This is a genomic window from Allobosea vaviloviae, from assembly GCF_001298265.1.
In the GTDB taxonomy this organism is placed as follows: domain Bacteria; phylum Pseudomonadota; class Alphaproteobacteria; order Rhizobiales; family Beijerinckiaceae; genus Allobosea; species Allobosea vaviloviae_B.
Window position 1 is genome coordinate 1 of sequence record NZ_LGSZ01000007.1, and the last position, 18618, is coordinate 18618.

Below are 18618 nucleotides of genomic sequence, written 5' to 3' on the forward strand. Positions count from 1 at the left end.
GGACCGAGCGGCACGTGGCTGACTCGATCGCTACCATCCGCGTCCGCCTGATCAGAGCCCTGTCCCGCCGTCTCGAACGATGTCCATGCTGCCAGAGAACCGTTCGACAGCTTATGACACAGTAAGATTAGAGGCCCGAAGTCATGCCTTTCGCGCGATCCGTCGGATGAGGACCATTGCGGCTGCTGCGTAGAGGATGGCCGTCGCGGACGCGATCGTCGCCTCGGCATCCTTCTACAACCGTCTGTTTCGATTGATCCAAGCGCAGAAGCGCTCGACATGCGCTGATCGCGACCCGACCCGGGGTGAGTGTCATCGAAGCTTTTGGGGGGGTGCGCGATGCGGTCTGATAGCCGCTCCCTCACTGGCTACGGAGAACTTCCATGTCTCATTATGCAGCCCTCGACGTTTCGAACGAAGAGACGGCAATCCATATTGTCGCTCGTGCGCAGCTGATGGGTATTTCCATCGATCTCTCCAATCAGATCCGCAATACGCTCAAGACCTTCGGTCTGATGGCCGGCAAGGGCATGGGGCGCTCCTTCGAGACCCGCGTGCACGAGCTCATCGAGGAGCGTCCGGCCGTCGCAGCCATCGTCGAACCGCTTCTGGCTGCCTGGCGCGCGGTGCGGACGCAGATCGGCATCCTGGACCATCGCCTCATCACCTTGGCCAAGGGCGATGCAACCTGCCGCCTGCTGATGACCTGCCCTGGTGTCGGTGTCATCGTCGCAACCAGCTATGCTGCCGCCGTCGAGGCTCCAGATTACTTCCGGCATTCGCGATCGGTTGGGGCCTATCTTGGGCTGACGCCTGTCCGGCATCAGTCGGGCCAGGTCGACCGCACGGGCGGCATTTCCCGCCGCGGCGACCAGTTGATGCGAGCCTACCTGTTCGAGGCGGCTGCGAGCCTGTTGGTGCGTGTGAGTCAGGATTCGGCGCTGAAAGCGTGGGCCGCGATCTTGCAGAGAGGATGGGCTTCAAACATGCCGCCGTAGCGGTCGCCCGCAAGATGGCAGTAGTGCTGCACGAGATGTGGCGCAGCAATTCGCCCTTCCAAGCTTGGCCGGCGGCGGCGGCATGAGGTTGGCGCCAACAAGACGCATGTGACAGGAAGCTCCGACGGATTCCGCCCTTGCCGGTGGAAAGAGGCGTCCCCGCCGGGACGCGAGCAGGGATATCCCGGGTTGGGTCTTGCGGCCGGACTTGCATCGGACCGCGCGCTCGACATGGCGAACCCCGCTTCGAGAGTAACCATGCGGCATAGGCCGCAGCGCGGCTATTTCGGGTCGTCAGATCGTCTGAGCAGATCAGGATTGGCTTTGTAGATCTCGACGAGTCCGTTGAGCGTCTCGATGCCGAAGTCGGTGAACGCCATGACGCTGTCGCCACCTGCCCATAGACCCAGACCACGCCGTCCTCTGAATCCATTTCATTGGCAACGTCGCACAGCCAGTCCTCGTCCTCACCGAGCATTTCGGCGACACGGGCGATGGTATGGACATGGTGGACCTTGTTGACCGGGGCCAATGTCAGGCTACCGCGGCAGACATCGCGGATGGCTTGGGCATCCAGTTCCACGGCAACAAGTCGTCAATCCGATGAGCCGGGTGCGTGGCGATCCTGGCCAGAACGTCGGCGAGCCAGGCCTGGGCATCGACATCGTTCATCTTGGCCGTGACGATGAGGCTGTACATGGCGGCAGCGCGTTGACCGCCCCGGTCCGACCCGCAGAACAGCCATGATTTTCTTCCAAGAGCCATTCACCGTTCATTCTGCCCATGTCTGGCAAGAGTTGGAGGTCCATTACCGGTATCACCCCTATTTCGGCCTGATGGTTCTGGTTCGTCGCGTTGAGCATCGAGCAGCAGGCCAATTTCTCAAGTTACAGGGGCCGGCCGGTGTCGTTGTCTCGATGGTCGACTGGATGCTGGATCGTGAGATTTGCGCCGGGATGACCATCGGCGCACCTCGCGTCAATGTGGCAGCGCTGATTGAGTTGGAGCGACAGTTGAAAGGAGCGGCCCACGCCGCACACTCCTTGAGCGATATCGCAATCGTTCCCGAGGAAGGCGATGGAGTCTCTCAAGGTGCCGGCGTCTGTGCCGGATCGGCAGATGAGCCTGGTGTTCGAGGCCAGCAGGCTGGAAGGGCTGGATTTGCCCGAGCGGGACAAGGTGATTTCGGTTCTGGCCCGGATTCTCATGCAGGTGGCCGGCCTGCATATCGAGGAGCTTGACGATGATGAGCGCTGAGCTGATTCCGGCCGTCGTCCTGCAGAGGAAGGCCGTCGTGTATGTGCGTCAGTCGACGCAATCCCAGGTCATGACCAATCTGGAGGGGCAGCGGCGCCAGTATGATCTGGTCGATGTTGCGCGCCAGCGCGGTTTCGTCGATGTCGAAATCATCGATGACGATCTCGGCCGCTCGGCCAGCGGAACGGTGGCACGCCCCGGCTTTGATCGCCTTGTCGCCTGGCTGTGCGCTGGCAAGGTAGGGGCCGTCGTGTGCTTCGATGCATCCAGGCTCGCGCGCAACGGCCGCGATGGGCATCACCTGCTGGAGTTATGTGGGCTCGTCGAAGCCCGCGTCATCGATCTCGAGGGCATCTACAATCCGTGTCGGCCGAATGATCGCCTGCTCCTGGGCATGAAAGGCAGCATCAGCGAGTTCGAGCTCGGCGTGCTGCGATCGAGGATGGTGGATGCAGCCCGTTCCAAGGCAGGACGTGGGGAGCTGCGGTTATCGGTACCGTTCGGCTACATCTGGCACCGTGAAGCAGGACTCGGTCTGGATCCTGATCTGCGCCTCCAGGAGGTGATCCGGTTGGTCTTCGCTCGCTTCCGTGAGCTTGGCAGCGCGCGCCAGGTGCTGCTCTCGATGAAGGCCGATCAGATCCACTTTCCGCGACCTTCCGATGAGGGTCGCATGACCAGCTTCGACTGGATGCCCATCCGCTACCGCAACGTGATCGCTGTTCTCAAGAACCCGTTTTACGCAGGGGTTTACTTGTACGGGAAAAGTGAGAAGCGGACCTCCATCGTCGAAGGAAGAGCGCGGCGCAGCTACGGGCACGGCAAGCCGATCGGGACATGGGACGTGATGATCAAGGATCATCACGAAGGCTATATCGGCTGGGCCGACTATGAGCGCAACCAGACGCAACTTAGCCTCAACAATTACGGCCGAGCCGGAGGCGTAAAAACCGGACGGGGTGGCAGGGCGCTTCTCTCGGGGATCATGAGCTGCGGGCGCTGCGGGCGCCGGCTGAGCGTTGCCTACACCGGCAATCCGCAGAGCCGACCGGTCTATCGCTGCGACAAGCCAAATCTTATGATGGGTCTGCCGCGATGCATGACCTCCGGCGGCCCGCGGGTCGATGCCGCGATGACCCGTGAGTTGCTGCGGGCGGTGGAGCCCATGGCGATCGAAGCTGCGTTCGAGGCGGAGCGGATGCACCGGAACCAACAGGACGATCAGCGCCGCATGCTGGATATGGACATCCGATAGGCCCGCTATGAAGCAAGCTTGGCCGAGCGTCGCTACGCGGCCTGTGATCCCGACAATCGTCTGATTGCCGCGCAACTGGAAAAGAACTGGGAGGCAGCGCTCCAGCGCGTACGGGGTCTGGAGGGACGCCAGCCCTCTGCAACCCCGTCGGATATAAAGGTTGATCCTGGCGCCTTCACCAACCTGGCGGACAATTTGTCGACGGCCTGGAATACGCCGGGGGTGACGATGCGTGCCCGTCAGCAACTGCTGCGGACATTGATCACCGACATCATCGTTGATGTCGATGATGAGGCGCGCGATGTCGTGCTCACGATCCATTGGCGCGGCGGCCAGCACTCCGAACTGCGCGTGCGCAAGCCACGGGCTGGTGAACACGGGTGCGCGACGGCCGAAGATGCATTGGCGGTGATGAGGAGCATGGCCGGCCGCTGGTCTGACGAGCATATAGCCGCGTCGCTCAATCGCATGGGCTTTCCCACCGGCGAGGGCAAAACCTGGACAGCGCACCGCGTCTCTTCCGTTCGACGCGTGCGCGCGATCCACGCCTACCGATCTGCGGAGAAGGATGGCGAATGGCTCACCATGACCGAGGCGGCGAAGCTATCAGGCCTCACGAACCACGCTATACGGCGCCTGATCAAAGCCGGCGTTCTTCCTGCTGTGCAGGTAGTTCGCGGGGCACCCTACCAGATCCGCGCTGCCGACCTGGCGTCGGAGGCAACCAAAACCGCGATGGCCCGAAAAGGGCGCCCGTGTCGCGTTACCGACGCGGACACGCTTCCAATGTTTACAGACACTTGAGGAAAGGGAGCACAATGACACACGCATTGCGATGCCGCGCAGCGCTCGTTCGGCGGCATTGTTGGACAAGCACACCCGCCCGTCGTCGACAATTGGCAGTGAGATCGACCTTGAGTCATCTCATGAAAGAAACGCTAGGAATTTCCATTGCGTTTTGGCTTTCCTGCCTTCGGCAGGTCGACCTTTCCTAAATCCTTTTGAAGTACGTTGAGGTAGTGCACCAGGGCAACACGTTCATCGAATGTGAAATCAGCCGAAGCTTGGTCATAGAATTGATAGATCCGCTCCAGGATCTCCTTCCAGTACTTGCGGCCATGCGGGGTGAGCTGCACGATCCGCGCGCGCTTGTCACCATCGCCAATCACGCGTCGAACGAGCTCATCTCGCTCCAAGCGCTTGAGCACGCCATCGAGATTTTGACGAGTGACAACCAGATAGTCGCCCAAATCACTCAATGGGATTCCCGAAGCAAATTTTTCTTGCGATAGAGCGCCGAGAACCGCCCATTGAACAGTTGTAATCCCAAGCTGTTCAACGGCTTGCCGCTGCAACTCGTTGCCGAGTTGAAAGAGGCGGAAGAATATACGGTTATTCAGTTGGTCGAATCCGGAATTGCGCGTTGAGCGGTCGTCGGTCGACGTCTGGCCAAACCCTTCGTCCGCGTCCTGGGCCGAACGACGACGACGCGAAGCAGACACTGAGCGGGCAGATCCGGCCATTTTGTTATCCGATACCTCATCAATACCAATCCGACGGGGACTGGCAGCCGTTTCAGGGGCCCGGTCGCTCTTCATCCGCACTCTCGTCGTTGAAATCCAGCCGGGCGTGTAAACCATGAGGGACCTTGGCTCGGCAAGCTCGGGCTCATTCGAGATCGCCGACGGCCTGCTCGTTACCGCAGTCCGTAAAAACGTATGGCTCGCCCCGACTGCAAGGGATTTTCTTTCCGGCTTTTCAGTCTGCGCCAACGTATCCGGTCTCGGGGGCTGATGATTGTCCCCGGCCAAGATGGAGCTTACGCGCGTACCGATCCTCATAAACTTCACGGCGTCAGACGCCATTTTTTTGGTCAGGATTTCGGCACACCGTTCAACTGTCAGGCCATCTTTCCAATCCACTCACAGACAACGCCAGCCAGAAGGGTGCCCTTCCGGCCGAACTCGATCATGCTGTCGACGACGTAGCCTTCAGATCGAAGGGTCGCCCGCTTCTCAACACCGCCCAGATGATCCTGGCCATCTTCGCTGCAAGCGCGACGACAGCCGTGTTCATGTGCGCTCGCGACAGCAGTCCGCGCAGCCATTCCCCCATCAGCGTCTTACCCCTGGCCAGGGACGGCAGGGCTGCTCGCGCTCCGTGGATCAACATCCGCCTGAGATAACCGTTGCCACGTTTGGTGATTCCGAGAAGCTGCGGCTTGCCCCCGGTCGTCATCTGTCGTGGGACGAGTCCTAGCCAGGCCGCAAGATCTCGACCACGGTTGAACGTCTCGGCCCTTCCGACCGAAGCTACCAAAGCGGTCGCGTTTAGTGGGCCGATCCCAGGGATCGTCGCCAGCAGCCTCATCGAAGCATCCGTGCGGGCCAGGTTCGCAAATTCGACATCGAACGCTCCGATCCGTTCGTCGAGAGCGCGCCATTCGTTCCGCATGTCCTCGATCAGTATCCTGATCCGGCCGCTGATCGCGATCTCGCCTGCGAGAAGTCGGTCGAGCTGGATTTCGAGCTTGCGCCGTCCTTTTGCGATCACAATTCCACGTTCGAGAAGGACCGCGCGGAGCTGGTTGATCAGCGTCGTGCGCTCTCCGATCAGTCGGTCCCGTGCTCGATGCAGGCTCTGCATGTCGAGTTGCTCGTCAGTTTTCAGATCGACAAAGCGCATCGTCGGGCGGGTCGCCGCCTCCGCAATCGCCTCGGCATCCCGATCATCGTTCTTTTGCGCTTTCACGTACGGGCGAACATATTCCGGCGACATCAGCCGGACGTCGTGACCCTGTTCTCTCAGCTGACGACCAAGATGATGGGCGCCACAACAGGCTTCCATCGACATCACGCAGGCTGGCAATCCTGCCGCTAGCTTCAGCACGCTGTCACGACGCATTCGACGCCGCAGCAACACCTGACCGGCATCGTCCAGACCGACGACGCTGCAGATATCCTTACCCAGATCGATACCAAGAACCTTGATATCATTCATCGGCCCACCTCCCTGCCACGCTCAACCAACGCAATCATGCGCCGACGGTAAGGGGCGAGCCATTCCATAAACTTCGTCACGAGCTGGAGTGTTTCAGCTTCGGATTCCGTGTGGGAGCTGTGTCCGCACCGGGCGAGCTCGACGACAATCGGAATCCGGCCGGACCGGCCGGCGATTAGGCGAGCGTGAGCCATGCTGCCGAACGGGTCCACCGCCCCCTGGATCACCAGCAATGGCTGCGAGAGCAAGGCCAGCTCGTCCACAATCGTCCAACTGCGAAATTCCGGTAAAAGCCACGCGTTTGACCACGCATAAAATGCCCCGTCCGGATCGCGATGGAACCTGGATATCTTCCGCCGCAGCGTGGCATCCGTCTCGTATCGTTCATTCAGCGCGGCAAACCCTCGGAGCGTCATCTCCTCTGCGAAAACATGAGGAGCCTCAACCACCGAAGCGAGCGCGCGATCCGGAAACGCCGACGCGAACAACAGCGCGATGGTTGCCCCGTCGCTGTGGCCGTAGAGGTGGCATCGCGCCATCCCCAAGCGATCAAGGAGCAAGGGCAAGAAGCCGCTCGCCTCATCGTGCAGATAAGCTTCAGTCCGCGGAAAGGGCAGCGCTGACGACGCCCCGCAGCCGCGGCGCGAATAGACTAGCGCCGAGCGGCCGGTCGCGTCGGCGACCTTGCTTGGGAAGCTCTTCCAGTCCGCGACGCAACCAAAACCGTGATGCAGAAAGACGATCGGCGCCTTTAATTTTGAATCGTTCCGCACCACCGGATGAAACCAGGCATGCTCGACCAGAGCTCCATCGATCCCGATCATCGCCATGCCCGGTCTCCGCGCTGGTGCTGCCGATCGTGTCCTCTCTGGTCAGCGGAACTTCGGCGCCCGCTTTTCCAGGAAGGCCTTCACGCCCTCCCGCGATTCCTCGGTTTGGTAGAAGAGGCTCAATGCCTGCATGCCCATGGCCGAGATGCCGCGGATCGACTCGGAATCGAGATTGAAGGACTTCTTGGCGATCGCGATGGCAGTCGGGCTGAGGGCGGCAATCTCCGCACACCAGCGCTCGACCTCGTCGTCGAGCTGATCGGCCGGCACCACCGCGTTGACGAGCCCCATCTGCAGAGCCTGCTCGGCCGGGTAGCGCCGGCACAGCATCCACATCTCACGGGCCTTCTTCTCACCGACGACCCTGGCGAGCAAAGCGGTGCCGAAGCCCGGATCGACGGAGCCGACTTTCGGCCCCACCTGGCCGAACACCGCCGTCGACGACGCGATCGACAGATCGCAACAGGTCACAAGGACATTGCCGCCGCCGATCGCAAAACCGTTGACCCTTGCGATGACGGGCTTTGGGACGTCGCGGATCAGGCTCTGCAGTTCCTCGACAGGCAGCCCGATCGTGCCGCGGCCATCATAGGCCCCGTCATGAGCCGATTGGTCGCCGCCGGTGCAAAAGGCCTTCGCCCCCGATCCTGTCAGAACGATCGCTGCGATCGCCTTGTCCCACCCCGCCTTGTTGATGGCGTGGATCAGTTCGTCGCAGGTCACGCCTCGAAACGCATTGTATTTCTCGGGCCGGTTGATGGTGATCCACGCCGCCGCGCCGCGAACCTCGTAAGTGATGTCCTGATAGTCCATGTCTGCTCCTATCCGTGCATCGTCAGGCCACCGGAGACGCTGATCACCTGACCGGTGATGAAGTCTGCGTCGCTGCTGGCAAAAAACGCGATCATGCCCGGGATATCCGCGGGCTGGCCAAGACGCTTCAGGGGAATCGCCTTCTGCAGCTTGTCGTAGATCTTCTGGCCGTACTCCCCCTCACCCACAAAGGAGCGGAGGAGCGCCGTGTCCGTCGGGCCAGGGCAAACGACGTTCACCCTGACATTGTCCCGCGCATATTCCCTGGCGACGGTCTTCGAGAAGGCGATGAGCCCGCCCTTGCAGGCCGAATAAACCGATTCACCGGAGGAACCGACCCGTCCCGCGTCCGAGGCAATATTGATGACCTTTCCGCCACCATTCGCAATCAAGTGCGGCAACACCGCCTTGTGCAGGTTGAGAGGGCCGCGGAGATTGATCGCGATGATCTTCTCCCAAAGATCCGGCTCGGTATCCAGGAACGGCTTTGCGATGTCCCATCCGGCATTGTTGACGAGGATGTCGAGCTGTCCGAAATGCTCGACCGCGCGCGCCACTGCCGCCGAGACATCCGCGAAACGTGTGATGTCGAACGCGAGCGCCAGCACATCGCCGCCGCGAGCCTGCAGAGTTTCCGCGAATTCAATCAGTGCGGGCTCGTTGACGTCCGCTGCGACGAGCCTGACGCCCTCGTCGACGAAGCGCTCACAGATCGCCCGACCAATTCCGCCAGCTGCCCCCGTCACGATGGCAACCCGTTCCTTAAGGCCTCTCATGTCAATCTCCAATTCCGAGCACTAGACGCTCTGCTCGTTGCCTTGAACGAGCTTTCGCAGCCTGAATTTCTGCACTTTCCCCGTCGCCGTCCGTTCGATCGGCCCAAAAATCACCCGGCGCGGCACCTTGAACTTGGCCAGCCGCGCACGGCAGAAGTCGAGCAGTTCCTCTTCGGTTAGTGAGTCGAAGCCCATGGCTTTGAGCTCGACGAAGGCGCAGGGCGTTTCGCCCCAGCGGGGATCCTTCATCGCGATCACGGCGGCATAGGACACGGCGGGATGCTTGAAGAGCACGTCCTCGATCTCGATCGAGGAGATGTTCTCACCCCCGGAGATGATGATATCCTTCGAGCGGTCCTTGATTTCTATGTAGCCGTCTGGATGCATGACGGCGAGGTCGCCGGTCCGATACCAGCCGCCCGCAAAGGCCTCCTCGGTCGCCGCTGGATTTTTGAGATAGCCCTTCATGCCGAGATTACTGCGGAAGAGCACCTCGCCGATCACGGTCCCGTCCTGCGGGACCGGCTCCAGTGTGAGAGGGTTGGCGACGATCATGGCTTCGGTCACGGCGGTACGTACGCCCTGGCGTGCCATCATCTTCGACCGGTCCTCGCCAGGCACGTCATCCCATTCGCGATGCCAATCGCAGATCGACGTCACTCCGTGCAGTTCCGTCGACCCGTAAACATGGCGGACGACGAAGCCCATTTGCTCGGAGTCCTTGAGCACAGCGGCCGGAGGCGCGGCGCCAGCGGTCATCACCGCAACCGGCTTGGCGAGCTTCCTGCCGACGCGCGCCGCGCCTTCGATCAGCATGCCAAGGACGGTCGGCGCGCCGCAAAGGTGCGTCACGCCATGTTCCTCGATCGCGTCAAAAATCTGGTCGGCGACGACCTTGCGCTGGCAGACATGCGTGCCGCCCACGGCAGCGACAGCCCATGTAAAACACCAGCCGTTGCAGTGGAACATCGGCAGGGTCCACAGATAGACGGAGTCGCTGTCCATCTTGTGGTGCAACAACTGGCCCAACGCATTCAGATAGGCGCCGCGATGATGAAACAGGACGCCTTTAGGATTTCCGGTCGTCCCGGATGTATAGTTGAGAGAGATCGCCTCGAACTCGTCTTCCGGCGAGTAGATCGGATCGCTTGCATCCCCGCGCTGAAGGAACTCCTCGTAGGTGCAAGAGCCGATCCGCTCGCCACTTTCCGCAAGCGCGTCTTCGATGTCGATGACGATCGGCTTCGATGACAGGAGAGCGAGCGCATCTTTCGCGACACCGCTCCACTGTCTGTCGACCAGAAATGCCTTGGCCTCGCTATGCTCCAGGATGAACGCGATCGCCGCGGCGTCCAGACGGATGTTGAGCGTGTTGAGAATCGCCCCCGTCATCGGCACGCCGAAATGTGTCTCGAGCACCGCCGGCGTGTTCGGGGCGAGAACCGCGACGGTGTCTCCGCGACCGACGCCCGTTCGCTTCAACGCGGAGGCGAGTTTCTTGCAGCGCTGCGCGTACTCGCGCCAAGTGTGGCGCTCTTCGCCGTGGACGATCGCGACACGATCGGGAAAAACGTCGGCGGCACGAAACAGGAAGTTTAACGGCGTGAGGGGCCGATAATTCGCTGGCCTCTTCTGAAGAAAATCTGCATCGAGATTCAGTGTCACGGTTTCCTCCCGGCTATGTCGCGCTTGATCTTTGCAAGCGTATTGTTGGTCACTGGCGCGAGCGGGCTGCATATGACCGCCTTGGCGCCTTCTGCGTTTTCAGATCTGGTTGCCGATGATGGCGCCTTCGAACATGGCTCGCTTGGCATCGAGTTCGCCGGCGAGCTTGGCGCCGCCGATGACGTGGACCGTCTGGCCCCTGCTCTCCAGTTCGTCAGCGAGCCCACGAACCGAAGTTTGGCCGGCACAAACGACGATCGTGTCCGCCGGGATCACCTCGGTGCGATCCTGTAAGGCGATGTGCAGACCTTCCGCGTCGATTTTCAGATACTGCGCGTCAGCGATCTGCCGGACACCGAGGTCTTTCAGCTCCCTGCGAAGGATCCAGCCTGTGCTTTTACCGAGCGTCCGGCCGAACGAGCCGGCAGAGCGCTTGACCATGGTGACGGAACGCCGTGGCGGATGCGGCGTCGCCGATCCCTTGACGCCCCATCGCTCCTCGAACTCATCGACGGTCTGGGGCCCATGATCCTCGCCGAGCGCCAGAAAGAGCGCGATATCATGACCGATACCGCCAGCTCCGATGACGACGACGCGCTCCCCGGCTTTGACCGAACCATCGAGAATACTGGTATAGCCCACCACTCGCGGATCGTCGGCGCCGGGTATGTCCGTCGAACGCGGGGCGACACCGGTCGAGACGATCACGTCGTCGTAATTCTCACGCCCCAAGGCCTCGATGCAGACGCGCTGCCCGGTCCGAACATTGATTCCCACCTCGTCAAGCTGCCTCTTGAAGCCTTCAATCGCCCGTCCGTAATCTTCCTTGCCCGGAACCCGGGCCGCGAGCGTGAACTGCCCCCCGATCTCTGGCCCTGCCTCATACAGGGTGACGTGATGGCCACGCCGACCGGCCTCCAGTGCTGCGGAGATGCCTGCGACGCCGCCGCCAACGACGGCGACCCGCTTTGGTTGCTCCGCCGGCGCGTCCGCAAATTGCGCTTCCCTGGCTGCTCTGGGATTGACGAGACAGCTGATCACCTGATCGGTGAAGTAATGGTCGAGGCAGGCTTGGTTGCAGGCAATGCAGACGTTGATGAGGTCGGCGCGCCCACTCTTGACCTTGTTGACGAAGGCTGGATCGGCGAGGAAGGGCCGTGCCATCGAGATGAGATCGGCCGAACCGTCGGCGACCAGGCGCTCGGCGTCTTCGGGAAGATTGATGCGGTTGCTCGCCGTGACAGGAATGGACACGGCGGCCTTGATCCGCTGCGTCGCGCTGGCGAAGGCGGCATGAGGGACGGTGCCAGCGATGGTCGGCACAGTGGATTCGTGCCAGCCGATCCCCGTGGACAGACAATCCGCCCCTGCCTTTTCGACCTGCTGGGCGAGCCAGACCGTTTCATCGTCGCTCAGCCCGCCCTCGATCAGCTCAAGCGCGGAAATGCGATAGGAGAGGATCGGTCCTTCGCTAATGGCCTTGCGTACGGCGGCGACGACTGAGAGGGGAAAGCGAGCCCGACACTCCAAGGGGCCGCCCCACTCGTCGACGCGCGCATTGGTGCGCTCTGCCAGGAACTGGCTGATTAGATAGCCTTCGGAGCCCATCACCTCGACGCCGTCATAGCCGGCAGCAATCGCGAGGCGGGCGGTATTGGCATAAGCGTCGATCGTCTCGTCGATCTCGATAGCGGTCAGCTCCCTCGGGCTGCCCCGGTTGATCGGTGATTTGATCGCGGATGGAGCCACGATCGCCGCGTGGTAGCCGTATCGACCGGCATGTAGGATCTGCAAAAGCACGCGCCCTCCGGCAGCGTGGACACGCTCAGTGATCCTCCGGTGGGCGTCGATCTGAGCTGGACTTTCGAACGTGCCAGGTTCGTCCTTCATCCGTCCGGCGAAGGTCGGCGCAAAGCCACCGGTGACGATCAGCCCGACCCCGCCCTTCGCCCGTTCCGCATAGAACTGGCCGAGCTCATCGAAGCGCTCCGGGTGGCATTCAAGGCCGGTGTGCATCGACCCCATGACCACTCGGTTCGGCAAGATGATGGAGCCTACCCGAATAGGCTCCAGAAGCGCGGAATGAGCGTCTTCCATGGCCCCTACCTCCCAGATATCCGCGCTGAGCGCTGTTCGTTTTGATTTCGATGCATGGAATACCGCCGCGCCATTAATGTCAATATCATTGCATGCTTTATCGCTTCACTAACCTCCGACCAGCAATAATTCCTGTAAAACCTGCACTTAGCGGCATAAATCTGGGATATATTCGTGTTTTTTCTCCTGCCGCGGAAACCGTCTTGACGGTTTAAGTCAACATGTTGACATTTATTGAGACGCCGTCCTAAAGCTGCGCCCGGCGGCCCAACGAGACCGCCGTCGGGAGGAAAGCAACTCATGAAACAGAAAAGCCTTTTGCTCGCGTGCGCGCTTTTGGCGCTGCAGTCGCAGGCCTTTGCGGATGCTTCCGTGAAAATCGGGGTGTTGACCGACCTGAGCGGTCCCTACGCCGATCTTTCCGGGAGAGGGTCGGTCCTGGCCACCCAGATGGCGGTCGAGGATTTCCGGAAGGCTCATCCGGACTTCAAGGTCGAGGTCGTTTCAGCCGATCATCAGAACAAGCCCGACGTCGGATCCGCACTCGCTCGCAAGTGGTTCGATCAGGACGGCGTTGACGTAGTTGTCGACGCCGCGAGCTCGGCGGTCGCCCTCGCCGTAGGCCAAATCATAAAGGACAAGAACAAGGTCTTTCTTGCCTCTGGTCCTGCCAGCTCCGACATCACCGGCAAGGCCTGTTCGCCCAATACGGTTCAGTGGACCTACGATACGTATGCCTTGAGCAAAGGCACGGGCGGCGCCCTCGCCCGCTCGGGGGGTGACAAGTGGTTCTTCATCACCGCTGACTACGCATTCGGCCATGCGATGGAGCGCGATACCTCCCGCTTCGTCGAAGCGGCCGGCGGCAAGGTGATCGGCCGCGTGCGCGCTCCGATCAATACGGCTGACTTTTCGTCATTCCTGCTGCAGGCGCAGGCGTCCGGCGCAAACGTCATCGGTCTCGCCAATGCCGGCGCTGACACGATCAATTCCGTCAAGCAGGCGGCCGAGTTCGGATTGACCGCCACCGGGACGAGGTTGGCTGGCCTGCTCGTCTTCATCACCGACGTCCACAGCCTTGGCATCAAGGCCGCCCAGGGATTGGTCGTAACCGAAGCGTTCTATTGGGATCTCAACGACGCAACCCGCGCCTTTTCGAAGCGATTTGCAGAGCGTATCGGCGGCCGGATGCCGAGTCAGGTTCATGCTGGCGCGTATTCTGCGACGTTGCATTACCTCAAGGCATTGGCGGCTCTCGGCTCGAAGGATGGCGTCGCCGCAAACGGCGTCGGCATCGTCGAAAAGATGAAAGAGCTGCCCACCCAGGATGAGGCGTTCGGCAACGGCGTCATCCGCAAGGACGGCCGCAAGCTGCACAGCATGTACCTCTTCGAGGTGAAGAAGTCTTCGGAATCGACCGGCACCTGGGACCTGTACAAGCCGATCGCGAGGATCCCAGCCGAGGAAGCGTTCCGTCCGCTGGCCGAGGGCGAGTGCCCGCTGGTCCGATGACCTCCCTGGCTGCCGGCGCATCGGCTGCCGGCAGCCAGCCCCTTGAAACAATACGTCTCCCAGCCCTATCGAGGGACCCGCCATGAAGTCACTTGCCCATTTCGAGCAGTCGCGCAACTGGACCGTCGAGGAAAGCCTCGTCATTGAGCAAGTCTCGCGACTCGCATCTCAAATCGTCGCGCCGAATGCGAATGGCTTCGACGAACGGAAGGAGTTCCCCTGGGCCAACTTCAATGCCTTCAGGGAAGTAGGCCTGAACGGCATCTTCATTCCGGAGGAGTATGGCGGCTCGCCCATCAGCTATCGCTGTTTTCTTGAGATCGTCCGCATCCTCTCCGAGGCCTGCGCGGCGACCGGCATCATTTTCGGCACGACCGCCGCAGCGGTGAAACCGATCCTCGAATTCGGCACGGAGGAACAGAAGCGACGCCTTCTCCCGCGGATCGCCGAAGGCGGGCTCGGCGCCCTGGCCATCACCGAACCACATGCCGGGTCCGACGGCGGCAACATCCGCACCAAGTTCCGTCCGGACGGCGACGACATCGTCATCAATGGCGGCAAGATCTTCATTACGACCGGTGATGTTGCCGACCTGATCCTCTTGTTCGGCAAATGGAGCGGGCTGGAGGACTCTCCGAAGGCTGTTTCCGCAGTCATTCTGGAGAAGGGCACGCCGGGCTTCGAGGTGGTACGCCTCGAAACCAAGATGGGGACCCACGCCTCATCGACGGCCGAGTTGGCCTTCACCGAATGCCGCATTCCGCGCGCCAACCTCGTCGGGCAGCCTGGTGACGGCATGAAGATCATGGTGTCCGTGCTGAACAAGTCGAGGCCCAGCGTTGCCTCGCAGGCCTTGGGTATCGCCTCCGCGGCGTTCAACGACATGGTAGCGTACGCCAACGAGCGCCGGCAGGGCGGCAAACGGGTCATCGAGCATCAGGCGATCGCCTTCATGATCGCCGATCTGGCGATCGAACTTCTCGCATCTCGCAACCTGCTCGATCATGTCGGCCGCCTGGTCGATGATGGGATCAAGGACATCAGCGTCGAAGCATCGATGATCAAGGTGAAGGCCTCCGATCTGGCGATGCGGCTGACGACAGACGCTGTCCAGGTCTTTGGTGGGCATGGTTACGTCAGCGGCCATCGTGTCGAACGGCTGATGCGCGAGGCGAAGATCACGCAGATCTGGGAAGGCACGAACCAGATCCAGCGCCAGGTCATCAGCCGCGACCTGATCGCTCGCTGAGACGATCTTCCCATCATAAAGGACGTTAGCTCGTGGCTCTGGATTCTGAAACATTCGGCCTGCTCCTCGAAACCGTCAGCCGCTTCGTCACGGAACGACTCATACCGCGTGAAGTGGAGGTGGCGGAGACCGATGCCATTCCAGACGACGTCGTCGCGGGAATGAAGGAACTCGGACTCTTCGGATTGTCCATCGCCGAGGAATTCGGCGGGCTGGGCCTCTCCATGGAAGAAGAGGTTCGAGTGGTTTTCGAGCTCGGTCGCACATCGCCGGCCTTCCGCTCCGTCGCGGGCACAAATATCGGCATCGGCTCGCAGGCGATCGTCATCGCCGGCACCCCCGAACAGAAGGCAAAATTTCTCCCAGTCCTGGCCAGTGGCGAACTCATCGGATCATTCGCGTTGACGGAGCCCGATGCCGGATCCGACGCCATGGCGTTGCGCACGACCGCGCGTAAAGACGGCGACCACTACGTTTTGAACGGCACCAAACGCTATATCACCAACGCACCGACCGCAGGCCTCTTCACCGTGATGGCGCGGACTGCCCCCGACCGGAAGGCGGGCTCCATCTCCTGCTTCCTGGTCGAGGCCGCCACGCCGGGCATCCGTCTCGGCAAGCCCGACAAGAAGATGGGACAACGTGGCGCCTTGACCAGCGACGTGATCTTCGAGGACTGCCGCGTTCCCGCCTCCGCCCTGCTCGGCGGCGAGGAGGGCAATGGCTTCCGCACGGCGATGAAAGTCCTCGACAAGGGACGCCTGCACATCGCCGCGCTCTGCGTCGGGATCTCAGACCGGCTGATCCGTGAAACGGTCCTCTATGCGAAGGATCGTCGACAGTTCGGACACCCGATTTCGGAGTTCCAGCTCGTTCAGGCCATGCTGGCAGACAGCGAAGCCGATACGTACGCCGCTCGGTGCATGATCCTGGACGCGGCCGCCCGCCGCGATCGCGGTGAAACGACGACCCTTCAAGCTGCGTGTGCCAAGATGTTCGCCTCCGAGATGGTTGGGCGCGTTGCCGACCGCGCCGTACAGATTTTCGGCGGCGCAGGCTACATGGCCGAGTATCCCGTTGAGCGCTTTTACCGCGATGTACGACTGTTCCGCATCTTCGAAGGCACCACGCAGATCCAGCAACTCGTCATTGCGCGCGAGTTGCTCAAGGCGGCCCCCTGAATTCAAAAAGCAGCGAGGAAGACATGGCCGTCGCACTGACACGTCAAGATGAGTTCGCCGTTCTGACCCTGAACCGGGCGGAGGCACTGAACGCGCTCAACGCCGAGACCATTCGAGAGATCTCCGAAGCGATCGACGGTGCCGCGCGAATGGAGGTGCGAGCTCTGATCATCACAGGCGCGGGCCAGAAAGCCTTCTGTGCGGGAGCCGACGTCAAGGAGATGGTCGGCATCGATCCGATCGCGAAGAAGCGCAAGGCGGAACTCGGACAGTCGACATTTGCAAAGCTCGATACGCTTCGCATCCCATCGGTCGCGCTCATCCACGGCTATGCGTTCGGCGGCGGGCTCGAACTCGCCCTCGCATCGACCTTCCGCCTGGGAACCCCGCGTGCCGCGATGGCGCTTCCCGAGATCAAGCTCGGCCTGATGCCAGGCTACGGCGGAACGCAGCGCTTGCCCCGGGTTGTCGGGGAAGCGAGGGCGCTCGAGATGATCATGACTGGCCGCACCGTGCGCGCGGAAGAGGCCCTGTCCATCGGGCTCGTCAATCGGATCGTCGGGGAAGAGACCCGTCTTGAGGATGCCATTGCATTCGCGCGCGAGTTCAGCGGCTTTAGCCTCGTGGCGCTCTCCTACGCGCGCGAAGCGGTCAAGCGCGCGTTCGCCTCAGCCCTCGGTGAGGGAATGAAGACCGAGGCGGAAATCTCGACGCTGGCGTTTCAATCCAACGATGCGCTGGAAGGCATCACCGCCTTCATAGAAAAGCGCCCTCCCAACTTCGTCGACGCCTGAAGGTACCCTGGATGCGGCGGGAGCAAGGTTTGATGCGCAGCTATCGTGTCTGGGAGCATGGCTCGCCTCAGGCGATGAAGATCGACACTTTGCCCGCCCTTTCACCGGGGGCAGGCGAGGTCGTCGTCGAAGTGAAGGCAGCCGGCGTCGGTTTCGTCGACACGCTCATGGTCTCCGGCCGCTACCAGACGATCCCTCCCCTGCCCTTCACACCGGGGATGGAATTCGCCGGCATCATTCGCGCTGTCGGTCCCGGTGTTATCGATCATGTTCCGGGTGACCGAGTCGCGGCTTATGTGCTCGATGGCGCATTCGCTGAACAGGCGCTTGCCAAGACCCACCAGATCTTCCCCCTGCCCGACGCGATCCCGTTCAGTCAGGCCGCCCTGCTTTGCCTTCCCTATTTGACCGCCCATTTTGCGCTCGTGGAGCGAGGGCGCTTCAAGCGCGGCGAAACGGTGCTCGTTGGCGGTGCCGGTGGCGCCGTCGGACTTGCCGCGGTGCAGATCGCGAAGGTTCTTGGAGCAAGGGTCTTGGGCGCCGTCCGATCCGTGAAGGATGCCGCGATTGTGAGCGCGGCGGGTGCCGACGCGATCATCGACCTGACGGGTCCTGATTTACGTGACGCCGTTCGCCGCCAGGTCCACGCCGCCACCGATGGGAAAGGAGCCGACATCGTCATCGACCCCATCGGCGGTGAATTTCTCGCGGCCGCCTTGCGCGCAAGCGCGTGGGGTGGACGGCTCGTCATCGTCGGCTTCGCCGCCGGCGATATTCCGACGGTGAAGGTCAACGATCTGCTTTTGAAGAACATCTCGATCCTTGGCCTCGAGCTCAACCAGTATCGAGACCGATCACCGGATCTCGTGAAAACGGTCCAGGCCGAGGTTTTAGAGATGTGGGGTCAAGGCCTTTTGCAGCCGCGGATAGCACGGCACTTCGAGTTCGAAGCCGTGCCGGATGCGCTTGAGTTCGTTGCTAACGGGCGGACGAACGGCAGGGCCATCGTTAGCCTAGGGAGCGAGACCCTTTGAAGGCCGTGTCGCAACCCTTGGCATTAAATGGAGGCTGCCACCCATGAAGATTCTGGTGCCCGTGAAGCGGGTTGTCGACTACAACGTGAAGATCCGGGTGAAGGCGGACGGTTCCGGCGTCGAGCTCGCCAACGTCAAGATGTCGATGAACCCCTTC

13 protein-coding genes and 5 pseudogenes are annotated in these 18618 nt (G+C 61.6%); 9 read left to right on the forward strand and 9 right to left on the reverse strand.

Going from position 1 to position 18618, the window contains the following annotated elements:
• Window positions 1–141 precede the first annotated feature (141 nt).
• A pseudogene (locus AE618_RS27100) lies at window positions 142–279 on the reverse strand (IS5/IS1182 family transposase); the annotation flags it as partial.
• 86 nt (window positions 280–365) lie between these two features.
• On the opposite strand from AE618_RS27100, the pseudogene AE618_RS00220 reads away from it, so the two are divergent.
• Window positions 366–1084: pseudogene (locus AE618_RS00220) on the forward strand (IS110 family transposase); the annotation flags it as partial.
• A 448-nt stretch (window positions 1085–1532) separates the two neighbouring features.
• Here AE618_RS00220 and AE618_RS00225 read toward each other — a convergent pair.
• Window positions 1533–1763 (reverse strand): annotated as a pseudogene (locus tag AE618_RS00225) (transposase domain-containing protein); the annotation flags it as partial.
• Between the two features lie 354 nt (window positions 1764–2117).
• Between AE618_RS00225 and AE618_RS00230 the strand changes: the two are divergent.
• Both AE618_RS00230 and AE618_RS00235 read left to right on the forward strand, forming a co-directional pair.
• Window positions 2118–2255 carry a hypothetical protein gene (locus AE618_RS00230; RefSeq protein WP_248310693.1) on the forward strand — a complete coding sequence of 46 codons (138 nt, stop codon included), beginning with the start codon at window positions 2118–2120 and terminating at the stop codon, window positions 2253–2255.
• Window positions 2242–4314 (forward strand): annotated as a pseudogene (locus tag AE618_RS00235) (recombinase family protein). The gene AE618_RS00230 and the pseudogene AE618_RS00235 overlap by 14 nt, the downstream one beginning before the upstream one ends.
• A 134-nt stretch (window positions 4315–4448) precedes the next feature.
• On the opposite strand, the gene AE618_RS28695 reads toward AE618_RS00235, so the two are convergent.
• The 7 genes from AE618_RS28695 to AE618_RS00270 all read right to left on the reverse strand — a co-directional run bounded on the left by AE618_RS28695 (window position 4449) and on the right by AE618_RS00270 (window position 12691).
• Window positions 4449–5432 carry a MarR family winged helix-turn-helix transcriptional regulator gene (locus tag AE618_RS28695; protein WP_248310694.1) on the reverse strand — a complete coding sequence of 328 codons (984 nt, stop codon included), beginning with the start codon at window positions 5430–5432 and terminating at the stop codon, window positions 4449–4451.
• 46 nt (window positions 5433–5478) lie between these two features.
• On the reverse strand, window positions 5479–6510 hold the full coding sequence (locus tag AE618_RS00245; protein ID WP_054207058.1) for an IS110 family transposase: 1032 nt from the start codon (window positions 6508–6510) through the stop codon (window positions 5479–5481).
• The gene (locus tag AE618_RS00250; RefSeq protein ID WP_054207059.1) at window positions 6507–7340 is read right to left on the reverse strand and encodes an alpha/beta fold hydrolase; all 834 of its coding nucleotides are present in this window, start codon (window positions 7338–7340) and stop codon (window positions 6507–6509) included. The genes AE618_RS00245 and AE618_RS00250 overlap by 4 nt, the downstream gene beginning before the upstream one ends.
• A gap of 42 nt (window positions 7341–7382) precedes the next feature.
• Window positions 7383–8153: an enoyl-CoA hydratase-related protein gene (locus AE618_RS00255; protein WP_054207060.1), complete on the reverse strand. Its 771-nt coding sequence runs from the start codon at window positions 8151–8153 to the stop codon at window positions 7383–7385.
• 8 nt (window positions 8154–8161) lie between these two features.
• Window positions 8162–8929 carry a glucose 1-dehydrogenase gene (locus tag AE618_RS00260; RefSeq protein WP_054207061.1) on the reverse strand — a complete coding sequence of 256 codons (768 nt, stop codon included), beginning with the start codon at window positions 8927–8929 and terminating at the stop codon, window positions 8162–8164.
• 21 nt (window positions 8930–8950) lie between these two features.
• Window positions 8951–10594: an AMP-binding protein gene (locus AE618_RS00265; protein ID WP_054207062.1), complete on the reverse strand. Its 1644-nt coding sequence runs from the start codon at window positions 10592–10594 to the stop codon at window positions 8951–8953.
• Window positions 10595–10693: 99 nt separating this feature from the next.
• Window positions 10694–12691 (reverse strand): FAD-dependent oxidoreductase, encoded by a 1998-nt coding sequence (locus tag AE618_RS00270; protein ID WP_054207063.1) that lies wholly within the window; start codon window positions 12689–12691, stop codon window positions 10694–10696.
• A gap of 300 nt (window positions 12692–12991) precedes the next feature.
• On the opposite strand from AE618_RS00270, the gene AE618_RS00275 reads away from it, so the two are divergent.
• The 6 genes and pseudogenes from AE618_RS00275 to AE618_RS27705 form a co-directional block, all read left to right on the forward strand.
• A complete protein-coding gene (locus AE618_RS00275) occupies window positions 12992–14203 on the forward strand; it encodes an ABC transporter substrate-binding protein (protein ID WP_054207064.1) in 1212 nt (403 codons plus the stop codon).
• Window positions 14204–14285: 82 nt separating this feature from the next.
• Window positions 14286–15452 (forward strand): acyl-CoA dehydrogenase family protein, encoded by a 1167-nt coding sequence (locus AE618_RS00280; RefSeq protein ID WP_054207065.1) that lies wholly within the window; start codon window positions 14286–14288, stop codon window positions 15450–15452.
• A 32-nt stretch (window positions 15453–15484) separates the two neighbouring features.
• On the forward strand, window positions 15485–16633 hold the full coding sequence (locus AE618_RS00285; RefSeq protein WP_054207066.1) for an acyl-CoA dehydrogenase family protein: 1149 nt from the start codon (window positions 15485–15487) through the stop codon (window positions 16631–16633).
• Between the two features lie 23 nt (window positions 16634–16656).
• On the forward strand, window positions 16657–17427 hold the full coding sequence (locus tag AE618_RS00290) for an enoyl-CoA hydratase/isomerase family protein (protein ID WP_054207067.1): 771 nt from the start codon (window positions 16657–16659) through the stop codon (window positions 17425–17427).
• A 32-nt stretch (window positions 17428–17459) separates the two neighbouring features.
• Entirely contained in the window at window positions 17460–18461 is a 1002-nt protein-coding gene (locus AE618_RS00295) for an NADPH:quinone oxidoreductase family protein (RefSeq protein ID WP_248310695.1), read from the forward strand.
• 43 nt (window positions 18462–18504) lie between these two features.
• A pseudogene (locus tag AE618_RS27705) lies at window positions 18505–18618 on the forward strand (electron transfer flavoprotein subunit beta/FixA family protein); the annotation flags it as partial.

Bases quoted from the DNA above. Each gene is read 5' to 3' on its own strand.
- AE618_RS00230 (WP_248310693.1), top strand. From the start codon at position 2,118: ATGAGCCTGGTGTTCGAGGCCAGCAGGCTGGAAGGGCTGGATTTGCCC.
- AE618_RS00245 (WP_054207058.1), bottom strand. From the start codon at position 6,510: ATGAATGATATCAAGGTTCTTGGTATCGATCTGGGTAAGGATATCTGC.
- AE618_RS00250 (WP_054207059.1), bottom strand. From the start codon at position 7,340: ATGGCGATGATCGGGATCGATGGAGCTCTGGTCGAGCATGCCTGGTTT.
- AE618_RS00255 (WP_054207060.1), bottom strand. From the start codon at position 8,153: ATGGACTATCAGGACATCACTTACGAGGTTCGCGGCGCGGCGGCGTGG.
- AE618_RS00260 (WP_054207061.1), bottom strand. From the start codon at position 8,929: ATGAGAGGCCTTAAGGAACGGGTTGCCATCGTGACGGGGGCAGCTGGC.
- AE618_RS00270 (WP_054207063.1), bottom strand. From the start codon at position 12,691: ATGGAAGACGCTCATTCCGCGCTTCTGGAGCCTATTCGGGTAGGCTCC.
- AE618_RS00275 (WP_054207064.1), top strand. From the start codon at position 12,992: ATGAAACAGAAAAGCCTTTTGCTCGCGTGCGCGCTTTTGGCGCTGCAG.
- AE618_RS00280 (WP_054207065.1), top strand. From the start codon at position 14,286: ATGAAGTCACTTGCCCATTTCGAGCAGTCGCGCAACTGGACCGTCGAG.
- AE618_RS00290 (WP_054207067.1), top strand. From the start codon at position 16,657: ATGGCCGTCGCACTGACACGTCAAGATGAGTTCGCCGTTCTGACCCTG.
- AE618_RS00295 (WP_248310695.1), top strand. From the start codon at position 17,460: ATGCGCAGCTATCGTGTCTGGGAGCATGGCTCGCCTCAGGCGATGAAG.